The 13,555-nt window shown below is 60.7% G+C and carries 10 protein-coding genes and 1 tRNA gene; 8 read left to right on the top strand and 3 right to left on the bottom strand.

Going from position 1 to position 13,555, the window contains the following annotated elements; genetic code table 11:
- Positions 1–5: 5 nt before the first annotated feature.
- From D8U73_RS14595 to D8U73_RS14585, 3 genes are all read right to left on the bottom strand, one after another.
- Positions 6–617 (bottom strand): Yip1 family protein, encoded by a 612-nt coding sequence (locus D8U73_RS14595; protein ID WP_056855378.1) that lies wholly within the window; start codon positions 615–617, stop codon positions 6–8.
- A 98-nt stretch (positions 618–715) separates the two neighbouring features.
- A complete protein-coding gene (locus D8U73_RS14590; RefSeq protein WP_130904872.1) occupies positions 716–1,573 on the bottom strand; it encodes an SDR family oxidoreductase in 858 nt (285 codons plus the stop codon).
- A 247-nt stretch (positions 1,574–1,820) separates the two neighbouring features.
- Positions 1,821–2,975 carry a PatB family C-S lyase gene (locus D8U73_RS14585; protein ID WP_130904871.1) on the bottom strand — a complete coding sequence of 385 codons (1,155 nt, stop codon included), beginning with the start codon at positions 2,973–2,975 and terminating at the stop codon, positions 1,821–1,823.
- A 319-nt stretch (positions 2,976–3,294) separates the two neighbouring features.
- On the opposite strand from D8U73_RS14585, the gene fdnG reads away from it, so the two are divergent.
- The 8 genes from fdnG (at position 3,295) to D8U73_RS14540 (ending at position 13,555) form a co-directional block, all read left to right on the top strand.
- Positions 3,295–6,360 (top strand): formate dehydrogenase-N subunit alpha, encoded by a 3,066-nt coding sequence (fdnG, locus tag D8U73_RS14575; protein WP_153188973.1) that lies wholly within the window; start codon positions 3,295–3,297, stop codon positions 6,358–6,360.
- A complete protein-coding gene (fdxH, locus tag D8U73_RS14570) occupies positions 6,361–7,296 on the top strand; it encodes a formate dehydrogenase subunit beta (protein WP_130904869.1) in 936 nt (311 codons plus the stop codon). It abuts the gene before it with no gap.
- The gene (locus D8U73_RS14565) at positions 7,293–7,955 is read left to right on the top strand and encodes a formate dehydrogenase subunit gamma (RefSeq protein ID WP_130904868.1); all 663 of its coding nucleotides are present in this window, start codon (positions 7,293–7,295) and stop codon (positions 7,953–7,955) included. The genes fdxH and D8U73_RS14565 overlap by 4 nt, the downstream gene beginning before the upstream one ends.
- 3 nt (positions 7,956–7,958) lie before the next feature.
- The gene (gene fdhE, locus D8U73_RS14560) at positions 7,959–8,885 is read left to right on the top strand and encodes a formate dehydrogenase accessory protein FdhE (RefSeq protein ID WP_130904867.1); all 927 of its coding nucleotides are present in this window, start codon (positions 7,959–7,961) and stop codon (positions 8,883–8,885) included.
- Between the two features lie 51 nt (positions 8,886–8,936).
- On the top strand, positions 8,937–10,367 hold the full coding sequence (gene selA / locus D8U73_RS14555; RefSeq protein ID WP_130904866.1) for an L-seryl-tRNA(Sec) selenium transferase: 1,431 nt from the start codon (positions 8,937–8,939) through the stop codon (positions 10,365–10,367).
- The gene (gene selB / locus D8U73_RS14550; protein ID WP_130904865.1) at positions 10,364–12,271 is read left to right on the top strand and encodes a selenocysteine-specific translation elongation factor; all 1,908 of its coding nucleotides are present in this window, start codon (positions 10,364–10,366) and stop codon (positions 12,269–12,271) included. Before selA ends, selB begins: the two co-directional genes overlap by 4 nt.
- A 5-nt stretch (positions 12,272–12,276) precedes the next feature.
- A tRNA-Sec gene (locus D8U73_RS14545) sits at positions 12,277–12,372 on the top strand.
- Positions 12,373–12,481: 109 nt separating this feature from the next.
- Positions 12,482–13,555 carry an AI-2E family transporter gene (locus D8U73_RS14540; protein WP_056855368.1) on the top strand — a complete coding sequence of 358 codons (1,074 nt, stop codon included), beginning with the start codon at positions 12,482–12,484 and terminating at the stop codon, positions 13,553–13,555.

Genomic DNA, 13,555 nt, shown 5'->3' with positions numbered 1-13,555 from the left:
GGTGTTCAACCGACAGTAGCGCGCAAATACTCAGGCGTAAGCACGTTGAACCACAGCAGGATCATTTCCACCAGGATGGTCACCAGCACCAACAGCCCGACGCCCCAGACGCAAGCGGAGTTGAGCAGGCCTTGTTCCTTGCGCTCATGCATGAACGTCGGCAAGCCAACGAACAGCAGGAAGGTCGAGTAGACCGACGCCGCGCCTAACACCAGGATGGCCAGCCAGCGGCTCGGGTACAGCCCCGCAATACCGGCGAGGAAAAACGGGGTGACGGTGTAGGCGGCAAAACCGATGCATTGATTGAGAGTCGGGCGTGCGTCGAAGGTACGCGACATCCAGCGGATGAACATGCCCATTACGGCGACGCCCACGAGGATGCTGACGTAAAGCAGTATGCACAGTTGTAACGCACTGGCCGCGCTGAGCTTGACCGTTTCGTTTTCCGCCAGGCTCCAGCCTACGTAGGTGGTCCCAATGAACAGACACACCGGGGGGATCAAAGCGAGCAACAGTAAATGTGCAAGATAATGACGTGGATGCGCTTCCTCTTCCTTGCGAATATCCGTCCACGCATAGTTCGGTTGAGTAAACAGCTTGACGATAGGTGCGGACATGGCGACCTCCTGATATCCAAAGGCCCGCCTGAGGTGGGCCTATGGAGTGTTGAGCGCCGCAAGCGTCGACCGGTTCCATTTTTCGGGATCGCCGGGTATCAGAGGATAGGCTTGCCACCCGTGACACCAAAGCGCTGGCCGGTGATGTAGCTGCCTTCGTCGCTTGCCAACAGCACATAGATGGGCGCGACTTCAACCGGTTGCCCGGGGCGCCCAAGGGGGGTATTGCCACCAAAATTCTGCACCTTGTCTTCAGGCATGGTCGAAACGATCAGCGGCGTCCAGATTGGCCCAGGCGCGACGCTGTTTACCCGAATGTTCTTCGGTCCCAGCATCTGGGCAAGGCCGGCAGAAAAATTGGCAATCGCGCCCTTGGTGGTGGCGTATGCCAGCAGCGTCGGGTTAGGAAAGTCCGAGTTGACCGAACTGGTGTTGATGATCGAGCTGCCCGGCTGCATATGTTTGAGTGCTGCCTGGCAAATCCTGAAAATGGCCGTGATGTTGACGTCGAAGGTCATCACCCATTCTTCATCGGGAATGTCTTCGAGGTTTTCGTGGGTCATCTGGAAAGCGGCGTTGTTGACCAGCACATCGATGCGTCCGAAGCGCTCGACGGTTTTCTCGACCAGTGCCTGGCAATGCACTTTGTGCGCCAGGTCGCCGGGTAGCAAGAGGCATTGGCGCCCAGCCTGTTCGACCCAACGGGCGGTTTCCTCGGCATCTTCCTGTTCATCAAGGTAGGCAATGGCCACATCCGCGCCTTCACGGGCAAACGCTATCGCCACCGCACGGCCAATGCCGCTGTCGCCACCAGTGATCAGGGCAATCTTGCCGTTCAGGCGTCCCGAGCCTTTATAGCTTTGCTCGCCACAGTCCGGGTACGGATCCATTTTGCGCTGGGAGCCAGGGACGGGTTGCTGTTGTTTCGGGAAGGGTGGTTTTGGGTATTCGTTCATCATCAATCTCCGGTCTCAGGCGGGGGAGTCAAAGGGTTGACCCTGGCGTTTTGGCTTGAGTTCGGTTGGATTTTTGATGGTGGGAAAACGTTAGCATCCTGTGGCGAGGGAGCTTGTCGGATCGCCGCACCGTCCCGTTGGGCTGCGCAGCAGTCCTTTTCAGGGCCGCTTCGCGCCCGAGCGGGAGCGAGCTCCCTCGCCACAGGTACAGTGTTCGTCCTTAAGTGCGCTCCTGCCGGGGGATTTGTCAGGCCCTGAGGTTGCGCAAACTGCGCTCCATCCGCGCAATGCCTTCTTCGAGCAGCGAGCGCGGGCAGCCGAAATTCAAGCGCACGAACTGCCGGCCGTCATCACCGAAATCCAGGCCCGGGCTCAAACCGACCTTGGCCTGTTCGAGGAAGAATTGCTGTGGGTTGTCCAGCCCCAGCGCCGAGCAGTCCAGCCAGGCCAGATAAGTGCTCTGCGGCACGTTCATGCTTATGCCCGGCAAGCGGCTGCGCACGGCGTCGACCAGATAATCACGATTGCTTTGCAAATAGTCCTTCAGCGCGGCCAGCCATGGCCCGGCTTCGCTGTAAGCGACGCGCGTGGCTTCCATGCCCAGCGGGTTGACGCTGTCGACCATGCCGCAGCGGGCATGGTTGACCTTCTCGCGCAGGTGGCGATCCTGAATGATCATGAACGAGGTTTTCAGCCCGGCGATGTTATAGGCCTTGCTCGCCGACATCAGCGTAATGGTGCGCTGGGCGATTTGCGGGCTGAGGGAGGCCATCGGAATGTGCTGGCGGCCGTCGAAGCACAGTTCGGCGTGGATTTCGTCGGAGATGATCCAGGCACCGCGCTCCAGGCAGATGTCGGCGATGGCTTGCAGTTCGGCCCGAGGGAATGCTTTGCCCAATGGGTTGTGCGGGTTGCTCAGCAGCAGGGCGCCACCACCTTTCAGCGACTGGCTCAAGGCAGCCAACGGCGTGGTGTAGGTGCCGTCGGGTTGCGGGTCGAAGCTCAACTCCACCTTGTTCAGGCCCCAATGCCCTGGCGCGTGGCGCAGCGGCGGGTAGTTCGGCACTTGCACGACAACATTCTGTTGCGGCTGCACCAATGCCTTGAGGGCCATGTTGAAGCCCGATTCGACACCCGGCAGGAAGATCAGCTCTTGCGGCTCGACTCGCCAGGCGTACTTGTTCCACAAATCAGCAACGATGGCTTCGCGCAGGTCATCCTGAGCCACGCTGTAGCCAAGCAACGGATGCTCCAGACGTTTTTGCAAGGCCTGGACGATCACTGGTGGTGCCGCGAAATCCATGTCGGCAACCCACATCGGCAACACGTCGGCCGGGTAGCGGCTCCACTTGGTACTGCCGGTGTGGTGGCGGTCGAACACCTGATCAAAATCGAAAGTCATGCGCAAATCTCGTAAAGGCTGGTTAATCATGCCGGCCATGATAAGCGCCAATCCCCGGCAACACATCCCCTGTGGGAGCTGGCTTGCCAGCGATGGGGGCCGGTCAGACGGCGAAATGGTTGAATGACACGACGCTATCGCTGGCAAGCCAGCTCCCACAATGTTCTGTGGTTGTCCGCAAATGCCCGACGGTCGGTTGTCATGGTGATTTCGACAGCCTTGTCTACTATTTCAGGTGTCGGCAGCCAGACTGCCGCCACCGTGATTGTCCAGAAAAGTCCGGCAATGCACCGGATTTCCACCTGATCAGGAGTGCACGATGGACCTCAGCCGTCGTCAGTTCTTCAAGGTCGCTGGTATCGGCCTTGCTGGTTCGAGCCTGGGCGCGTTGGGCATGGCCCCGACAGCCGCTTTCGCCGAGCAGGTGCGCCACTTCAAGCTTGCCCACACTCGAGAAACCCGCAACACCTGTCCGTACTGCTCGGTCGGCTGTGGGTTGATCATGTACAGCCAGGGCGATGCAGCGAAAAATGTCGCGCAAAACATCATCCACATAGAAGGTGACGCCGACCACCCGGTCAACCGCGGCACCCTTTGCCCCAAAGGCGCAGGCCTGCTGGACTTCATTCACAGCCCCGGGCGCCTGCAATATCCGCAGGTACGCAAACCCGGCAGCTCGGAATGGACCCGCGTCTCCTGGGACGAAGCACTCGACCGCGTGGCGGACCTGATGAAGGCCGACCGCGACGCCAATTTCATCGAGAAGAATGCCCAGGGCCAAACGGTCAACCGCTGGTTGACCACCGGTTTCCTTGCGGCATCGGCGGCGTCCAACGAGGCGGGTTACATCACCCACAAGGTCATTCGCAGTCTCGGCATGCTGGGGTTCGATAACCAGGCGCGTGTCTGACACGGCCCGACGGTGGCAAGTCTTGCCCCGACGTACGGCCGTGGTGCCATGACCAACCACTGGACCGATATCGCCAACGCGAATCTGGTTCTGGTGATGGGCGGCAACGCAGCAGAAGCGCACCCGTGCGGCTTTAAATGGGTGACCGAAGCCAAGGCGCACAACAAGGCGCGCTTGATCGTGGTCGATCCGCGTTTTACCCGGACCGCCTCGGTGGCCGATTACTACGCACCGATTCGTACCGGCACCGACATCGCCTTCATGGGCGGGTTGATCAATTACTTGCTGACCGAGGACAAGATCCAGCACGAATACGTGCGTAACTACACCGACGTGTCGTTCATCGTCAAAGCCGGGTATGGCTTCGAGGACGGTATTTTCAGTGGCTACGATGTCGACAAGCGCCTGTACACCGATAAATCCGGCTGGGGCTACGAGCTCGGTGAGGACGGTTTCGTCAAGGTCGACCCGACGCTGCAAGACCCGCGTTGCGTCTATCAATTGATGAAGCAGCACTACAGCCGTTACAACATCGATCTGGCCAGCCAGATCTGTGGCATGCCGGTCGATGCCATGCAGAAAATCTGGGAGGAAATCGCCACTTGCTCGCAACCGGGCAAGACCATGACCATTCTCTATGCCTTGGGCTGGACCCAGCACTCGATTGGCGCCCAGATCATCCGTAGCGCGGCGATGGTGCAATTGCTGCTGGGCAACGTCGGCATGCCGGGCGGGGGCGTGAATGCCTTGCGCGGGCACTCCAATATCCAGGGCCTGACCGACCTGGGGCTGCTGTCCAACTCACTGCCCGGTTATCTGACCCTGCCGGGCGACGCCGAACAGGATTACGCCGCCTACATTACCAAGCGTACGCAAGTCCCCTTGCGTCCGGGGCAGTTGTCTTACTGGCAGCATTACAGCAAGTTCCATGTGAGCTTGATGAAGTCCTGGTACGGCGCCAACGCCACCGTCGAGAACAACTGGGCTTTCGATTACTTGCCGAAACTGGACATTCCTCAGTACGACATCCTCAAGGTGTTTGACCTGATGGGTCAGGGCAAGGTCAACGGCTACATGTGCCAAGGCTTCAACCCCATCGCCGCGCTGCCCGATAAAAACCGGGTGATGGTTGCGCTGGCCAAGCTCAAATGGCTGGTGGTGATGGACCCGCTGGCCACTGAAACGTCTGAGTTCTGGCAAAAAGTCGGGCCGTTCAACGACGTCAACAGCGCCGATATCCAAACTGAAGTGATACGTCTGCCCACCACCTGTTTCGCCGAAGAAGACGGTTCGCTGGTCAACAGCAGCCGCTGGCTGCAATGGCACTGGAAAGGTGCCGACGGTCCCGGCGAAGCACGCACCGACGTACAGATCATGAGTGAGCTGTTTCTGCGGTTGCGTCAGCGTTACCAGGCCAATGGCGGCAAATTCCCCGACCCGCTGCTCAAGTTGTCGTGGCCTTACAAGATCCCCGACGAACCTTCGCCCGAGGAGCTGGCCAGGGAAATCAACGGCACGGCCGTCACCGATATTACCGACGCCACGGGCGCGGCCATCAAGGCCAACGCGCAACTGGCCGGATTTGGTCAGCTCAAGGACGATGGCAGCACGGCGTCCGGTTGCTGGATTTTCTGTGGCAGCTGGACAGAGTCGGGCAATCAGATGGCTCGTCGCGACAACAATGACCCGTTCGGCATGCATCAGCATCAGGGTTGGGCGTGGGCCTGGCCGGCGAACCGGCGGATTCTCTACAACCGCGCTTCAGCGGACTTGCAGGGCAAACCGTGGGATCCGCACAAACGCCTGGTGTGGTGGAACGGCAAAGCGTGGGCCGGCACCGATGTGCCGGACTACAAGGCCGATGTGCCACCGGAAGCCGGGATGAATCCGTTCATCATGAACCCCGAGGGCGTGGCGCGTTTCTTCGCCGTCGACAAGATGAACGAAGGCCCGTTTCCCGAGCACTACGAACCGTTCGAAACGCCGATCGGCATCAATCCATTGCACCCGAGCAACAAAAAAGCCACCAGTAACCCGGCAGCGCGGATCTTCGATTCGGTGTGGGATACCCTCGGCGTTGCCAAGGATTACCCGTACGCCGCGACGAGTTACCGGTTGACTGAGCATTTCCACTTCTGGAGCAAGCACTGCAAGCTCAATGCGATTACCCAGCCTGAGCAGTTTGTGGAAATCGGCGAAGTGCTGGCCAAGGAAAAGGGGATCGTGGCCGGTGATCGGGTTCGGGTCAGCAGCAAGCGCGGGTTTATCGAAGCGGTGGCGGTGGTGACCAAACGGATTCGTCCGCTGCAGGTCAACAATCAGGTCGTGCATCAGATCGGCATCCCGCTGCACTGGGGGTTTACCGGCCTGACCCGTCACGGCTACCTGACCAACACCCTGGTGCCGTTCCTCGGCGATGGCAACACACAGACCCCGGAATCCAAGTCATTCCTGGTCAACGTGGAGAAAGTCTAAATGGCCAGCCAAGACATCATTGCCCGCTCGGCCACCACCACGCCCGCGCCATCGGTGCGTGGTGTGGAGGAAGTCGCCAAACTGATCGATACCACCAAGTGCATCGGCTGCAAGGCCTGCCAGGTCGCATGCTCGGAGTGGAACGAGCTGCGCGACGAGGTCGGCCACAACCTCGGCACCTACGACAACCCCCATGACCTGACTGCCGACACCTGGACCTTGATGCGTTTCACCGAGCATGAAACCGATGCCGGTAACCTGGAATGGCTGATCCGCAAGGACGGTTGCATGCATTGCGCCGAACCGGGTTGCCTGGCGGCATGCCCCAGCCCAGGGGCGATCATCAAACATGCCAATGGTATCGTCGATTTCGACCAGGACCATTGCATCGGCTGCGGTTACTGCATCACCGGTTGCCCGTTCAACATTCCGCGGATCTCGCAAAAAGACCACAAAGCCTACAAATGCACACTGTGTTCGGACCGTGTTTCGGTTGGCCTTGAGCCGGCCTGTGTAAAAACCTGTCCAACCGGCGCCATTGTGTTCGGTACCAAGGACGACATGAAGGAACACGCGGCTGAACGCATCGTCGACCTGAAAAGTCGTGGTTTCGACAATGCAGGTTTGTACGATCCCGAAGGGGTCGGCGGCACGCACGTCATGTACGTGCTGCATCACGCCGACACACCAAGGCTGTATGCCGGTTTACCGGATCATCCGGCGATCAGTCCCTTGGTGGGCTTGTGGAAAGGCATCAGCAAACCCTTGGCGCTGCTGGCAATGGGCGCGGCCGTGCTGGCCGGGTTCTTCCACTATGTACGCATCGGGCCGAATCGGGTCGAGGAGGATGAGTACCCGGATCCGCCGGATACTTCGGTTCATCAGGTCGATCCTGCGGTGCACACCTACGACCCACGCGGGGAGGGCAGGCCATGAACAAGACCATCCTGCGCTACACCAGCAACCAGCGCACCAACCACTGGCTGGTGGCGATTCTGTTCCTGATGGCCGGGCTGTCCGGGCTGGCGTTGTTCCACCCGGCGCTGTACTGGCTGAGCAATCTGTTTGGCGGTGGCCCCTGGACTCGCATTCTGCATCCGTTCATGGGTGTATTGATGTTCGTGTTTTTCCTTGGGCTGGTGTTCAGCTGCTGGCGTTCCAACTACTTCATTGCCAATGATCGCCTGTGGCTGAGGCGCATCAATCGGGTGATGGCCAACAATGAGGAAGAAGTGCCGCCGGTGGGCAAATACAATGCCGGGCAGAAGCTGCTGTTCTGGACTTTACTGCTGTGCATGTTGGTGTTGCTGTTCAGCGGCCTGGTGATCTGGCGAGCATATTTCAGTGCCTACTTCGGCATCACCAGCATTCGCTGGGCCATGCTGCTGCATGCGCTGGCGGGTTTTGTGCTGATCCTGAGCATCATCGTGCACATTTATGCGGGCATCTGGATCAAGGGTTCGGTCAGCGCCATGACGCACGGTTGGGTCAGTCGTGCCTGGGCCAGGAAACACCACGAACTCTGGTATCGCCAAGTGACTCACGATGAGACGCGCGACGTACCTCCCGAGCGACCGATCACCAAAAAGGGCTGACGCTTGCCAACCATACTTGAACCCGGAGAAATCGAAGCGGCGGCCAGTTCGCCGCCGTTTCTGCACCTGCCACCGCATAACCTGTTCAGCCTGCGCGCAGCACGCCTGGAGCAATTGGCTGTGGATCATCCGTTGGCCGACTATTTACGCTTAATCGCAGACCTGTGTCGGGTGCAACAGCAGATCCTGGACGATCCGCCGCTTGGCGAGCCACTCGACGCACAACGCATCGAGCTTTGCCGACACCACGGATTGCCGCCGTTCGCCGCCGACAGCCTGACTCGCGAGGACGACTGGCAAGCGTATCTGGACGCCTTGCTGCAACGCTATGTACCACCAGCGCAACCGGCGGTAAACGATGCATTGGCCACGTTGCGCACAGCCAGCCCGGGCCAGCGTCGTGCGTGGGCCGTGGCGCTGGTCAGCGGCCAATATTCGCTGGTACCGGCAGCGTTGGTACCGTTTCTCGGTGCTGCCCTGCAAGCGGCCTGGAGCCATTGGCTGCTCCGCACGCCGAACCTGCAGCTCAAACCGGGCGACAGCCTCAGCCAATGCCCGTGTTGCGGCTCGCCGGCCATGGCCGGGGTGATTCGCAATCGTGGCAAGCACAACGGTCTGCGGTATCTGGTCTGCTCGTTGTGCGCCTGTGAATGGCACGTGGTGCGGGTCAAATGTGTGTATTGCGAGCAGAGCAAGGGCCTGGAATATCTCAGCCTTGAAGACGATCGCCACGCCGCCAACCAGGCACCGCTGCGCGCCGAAATGTGCCCGAGCTGCAACAACTACCTGAAACTGCTCTACCTGGAAAACGATGCGGCCGCTGAAGCGTTGTCGGCGGATTTGAGCAGCTTGATGCTCGACATGCGCCTGGCCCAGGACGGCTATCAGCGCCTGGCACCGAATCTGTTACTGGCTCCGGGAGACGAATGACCACAGCGTCTACACTCTGGCGCGACGGTCTTTCTATTTCAGGAGCGCCCGATGTCCGCCAGCGGTGCCAGTGCCAACCTGCGATTGCCTTCCATCGACAGCCTGTTGCGTCATCCGGCGTTTCAGCCTTTGGCCGAGCGTTATGGGCGCGACGCGTTGCTGGCGACGTTGCGGCAATTGCTCGATGAATTGCGCGAACCTGTACAACAGGGTCTGCTCCAGGCGATCGAAGTCAGTCCTGAAGTGTTGGCGGGCAGGGCGGGCGAACGGCTGCAGGTGCAACACCGCAGCCATGTGCGGCGGGTGTTCAACCTCACCGGAACCGTATTGCATACGAACCTTGGGCGGGCGTTGTTGCCGCTAGAGGCGATTGACGCAGTACAAATGGCCGCACGCTACCCGCTCAATCTGGAATTCGACCTCAACAGTGGCAAACGCGGTGACCGCGACGATCTGATCGAAGGCTTGATCCGCGAACTGACCGGTGCCGAAGCAGTGACGGTGGTCAACAACAATGCCGCCGCCGTGCTGCTGACCCTCAACAGCCTGGGCGCGCGCAAGGAAGGCATCATCTCTCGGGGTGAATTGATCGAAATCGGCGGTGCCTTCCGCATTCCCGACATCATGGCCCGCGCCGGGGTAAAACTGCATGAGGTCGGCACCACCAACCGTACCCACGCCCGCGACTATGAAGCCGCCATCGGCCCGCGCAGCGGTTTGATCATGCGGGTGCACGCGAGCAACTACAGCATTCAGGGCTTCACTGCTTGCGTACCGACTGCCGAGCTCGCACAACTGGCGCACCGGCATGGGTTACCGCTGCTCGAAGACCTTGGCAGTGGCAGCCTGCTGGACCTGACGCGCTGGGGGTTGCCTGCTGAACCGACGGTGCGCCAGGCGCTGCTCGATGGTGCGGATATCGTCACCTTCAGCGGTGACAAATTGCTCGGCGGGCCGCAGGCCGGGTTGATTGTCGGGCGCAAGGAACTGATTGGCAAAATCAAGAAAAACCCGCTCAAACGCGCGTTGCGAGTCGACAAACTGACCCTGGCCGCCCTTGAAGCGGTGCTCGGCTTGTACCGCAATCCGGATCGACTGGCCGAACGTCTGCCAAGTCTGCGCTTTCTGACCCGGCCACAGGCCGACATCCTCGCCCAGTCCGAGCGCCTGCAACCGGCCTTGGCCAAACAATTGGGCGAAGGCTGGAATGTCAGCGCGACGGCGGCGTTGGGGATGATCGGCAGCGGCAGCCAACCGGTGGCGAGATTACCGAGCGCCGCGCTGTGCCTGCGCCCGAACACCAGCAAGCGACTGCGCGGACGCTCGCTGATGGCGCTGGAATCTGCTTTGCGGGCATTGCCGATTCCAGTGCTCGGGCGCATCGATGACGACGCCCTGTGGCTCGACTTGCGGCAACTCGATGATGAACCGACGTGGCTGGCGCAGCTCGATCAATTGAAAGTGGAGGACCGGGCAGGGTGATTGTCGGCACGGCGGGGCACATCGACCATGGCAAGACTGCGTTGCTCCAGGCCCTGACCGGGCAGGCGGGCGACCGGCGCCGGGAAGAGCGCGAGCGCGGCATGACCATCGACCTTGGCTATCTCTACGCCGAACTGGTGCCCGGCGCACCGCTGACAGGTTTCATTGATGTGCCGGGTCATGAGCGCTTCACCCACAACATGCTGGCCGGGGCGCAGGGCATCGATCTGGTGTTGCTGGTGGTGGCCGCCGATGACGGCGTGATGCCGCAAACCCGCGAACATCTGGCCATCGTCGAACTGCTTGGCATCGCCCGTTGCATTGTGGCGATCACCAAGTGCGACCGGGTCGAACCTTCCCGAGTGAACATCGTGCGCGAGCAGGTCAGCGCATTGTTGGCACCTGGGCCTTATGCGGCAGCGCCATTGATTGCGCTGTCGAGCGTCACCGGGCAGGGCGTAGACACCTTGCGCGAGGCGCTGCTGCAAGCGCAAAACCAGGTCGCGCAACACGGAATCGACGGTGGTTTTCGGCTGTCCATCGACCGGGCATTCAGTATCGCCGGCGCCGGTATCGTGGTGACCGGTACGGCCGTGTCCGGCCAGGTCGCGGTGGCCGATACCCTGATGCTCGGCCCGCTCGGCAAAACCGTGCGCGTGCGCGGCTTGCATGCGCAAAATCAGGCGGCCGATGTGGCGGTGGCCGGGCAGCGTGTTGCGTTGAACATCAGCGGCGAACGCCTGGCGCTGGAGCACATGCATCGCGGTCAGTGGCTGGTGTCAGAGTGGCTGTACGCGCCGACTCAGCGCCTGGACATCGACTTTCAGTTACTCCCCGCTGAGCCACGCGCGTTTGAGCATTTTCAGCCGGTTCACGTACACATCGGCACTCATGACGTTACCGGGCGCGTGGCATTGCTGGAGGGCGCGAGCGTGGCACCGGGCGAGCGGATGTTGGCGCAGATCCTGCTCAATTCGCCGGTGCAAGCCGTGAAGGGCGATCCACTGATCGTACGTGACCAGAGCGCGCAACGGACCCTCGGCGGTGGACGCGTACTTGACCCGTTCGCCCCCAGCCGACATCGCCGCAGCCCGGAGCGACTGGCGCAGTTGCAGGCGTTGGCCGCGAGTAATCGCCTGGAAGATGCCCTGCCGGTGTTACTGGCCAACAGCGCTACCGGGTTCGATCCGCAACGTCTGGAGCGCCAGTTCAACCAGCTTCGAGCGAACTGGTCACTGCCCGATGACGTGCGCCTGATCGAATCACGGCAGTCTACCGTGTTGTTCAGCACCACCCGGTGGCAGACATTGCAGGATGAGCTGTTGCAACACCTGACACGCTTTCATCAAATGGAACCCGATCAAATGGGGCCGGACCGCGATCGCTTGCGTCGATTCGCCGGTTTTGCCCTCGACCGCTCGACATTCATGAGCCTGCTCGACCATCTACTCAGCCATGGCGCCATCACTGCGAGTGGGCCGTGGCTGCATTTGCCCGACCACCAGGTGCGCCTGAGCGCGGCGGATGAAGCGCTGTGGCTGCAATTGCAGCCGCTGTTCGACGCGGCGGGTTTCGATCCGCCATGGATACGCGAGCTGGGCCACGACGAAGCCGCTGTGCGATTGCTGCTGCGCAAAATGGCCAGGCTTGGGCGGGTGCATCAGATCGTGCGTGACTTGTTTTACACCGACGCAACGCTCCATCGTCTGGCGGCTATGCTGTTGCAACTGGCCGATGAGAATCCGGTGATCCAGGTCTCGGCATTTCGTGATGCCGTGGGGCTGGGCCGCAAGCGCAGCATTCAGATTCTCGAATACTTCGATCGGCTGGGCCTGACGCGACGCGTTGGCGATCGTCGCCAGATTCGTCCGGACAACGCCCTGGCCCGGCGAACCGGGCACTGAATTGAGGAAGGTAATCGCGCCCGGTGGCGCGGCCGGGCTTCAAACCCGGTTGGGGACGGCATCCGTTCCCGGGCAGGTTCGACTCCGGCTACCTTCCGCCACTTTCCTGCGCTGATTATCGACAGTTATACATTCATCACATTTGCCGATGAGCAACTATGCTGGGCATACCGACACTCTATCTTTCCAGTGCACTGCCAGGAGATATCCATGGTGCCCCTACCGCTTTCAGAGAAGGCCTTGTCCCGCGGCTTGCTGGATGTCCTGATCCGCGCAGGACTGATTGTTGTGCTGGTGTTGTTCTGTTTCGAGATTTTCAGGCCGTTCCGCGATTTGATGTTGTGGTCGGTGATCCTGGCGATCACGTTGTATCCGCTGCAAAAGCGTCTCAGAGGCCCGTTGGGGCACAAGGACGGGCGCATTGCGACGTTCATCGTGCTCGTGGCAATCATCATTCTGATGGTGCCGATTTACCTGCTGGGAACCTCGATTGCCGACTCAGTGGAAAATGCCATCAGCGTCGTCAAGGACGAGGGCGTGCATATTCCGGCGCCGGCGGCATCCGTGGCGCAATGGCCGCTGGTGGGTGACCGGGTGTTTGCGCTATGGCAGCAAGCGGCAACTGACCTTCCCGGGCTAACCGCCAAATACATCCCGCAAATCAAGGGCGTCAGCCTGGGCCTGCTGGGCAAACTGGCCGGTGTGGGCATGGGTTTTCTGACCTTTATTTTCGCGCTGATCATTGCCGGGATTTTCATGGCCTACGGCGAAGCCGGCAGCCGTGCTTCTGTGCAGATTGCCTCGCGCATCAACGGGCCGGAGAAGGGCGCCAGTGTCGCCGCCTTATGCACGGCAACCATCCGTGCCGTGGCGCTGGGTGTCGTCGGTATCGCTTTCATTCAGATGTTGCTGGTCGGGCTCGGCTTTGTCCTCAAGGGCGTGCCGGGTGCGGGCCTGCTGGCCCTGGCGGTGCTGTTGCTGGGGATCATGCAATTGCCCGCGACGCTGATTACCGTGCCGGTGATCGCCTATGTATTTGCCACGGAAGGCCCCAGCACGGTCACCATCATCTTTGCGATTTACGTCTTCGTTGCCGGCCTGGTGGACAACGTCCTCAAGCCATTGTTGTTGGGGCGTGGGGTGGACGTACCCATGCCGGTGGTACTGATCGGCGCCTTGGGCGGCATGGTCACCAGCGGCATCATCGGTTTGTTCATTGGTCCGGTGGTGTTGGCGGTCGGGTATCAGCTTTTCTGGCAGTGGGTGCGCGATTCACCGGCATGA

This window comes from Pseudomonas sp. Sample_22, assembly GCF_004307635.1.
Classification (GTDB): domain Bacteria; phylum Pseudomonadota; class Gammaproteobacteria; order Pseudomonadales; family Pseudomonadaceae; genus Aquipseudomonas.
The sequence above is the reverse complement of the archived record's forward strand: the minus strand, read 5'-3'. Positions and strand labels throughout refer to the sequence as shown.

Bases quoted from the DNA above. Each gene is read 5' to 3' on its own strand.
- D8U73_RS14540 (WP_056855368.1), top strand. From the start codon at position 12,482: ATGGTGCCCCTACCGCTTTCAGAGAAGGCCTTGTCCCGCGGCTTGCTG.
- selA (WP_130904866.1), top strand. From the start codon at position 8,937: ATGTCCGCCAGCGGTGCCAGTGCCAACCTGCGATTGCCTTCCATCGAC.
- D8U73_RS14565 (WP_130904868.1), top strand. From the start codon at position 7,293: ATGAACAAGACCATCCTGCGCTACACCAGCAACCAGCGCACCAACCAC.
- D8U73_RS14590 (WP_130904872.1), bottom strand. From the start codon at position 1,573: ATGAACGAATACCCAAAACCACCCTTCCCGAAACAACAGCAACCCGTC.
- D8U73_RS14585 (WP_130904871.1), bottom strand. From the start codon at position 2,975: ATGACTTTCGATTTTGATCAGGTGTTCGACCGCCACCACACCGGCAGT.
- D8U73_RS14595 (WP_056855378.1), bottom strand. From the start codon at position 617: ATGTCCGCACCTATCGTCAAGCTGTTTACTCAACCGAACTATGCGTGG.
- fdxH (WP_130904869.1), top strand. From the start codon at position 6,361: ATGGCCAGCCAAGACATCATTGCCCGCTCGGCCACCACCACGCCCGCG.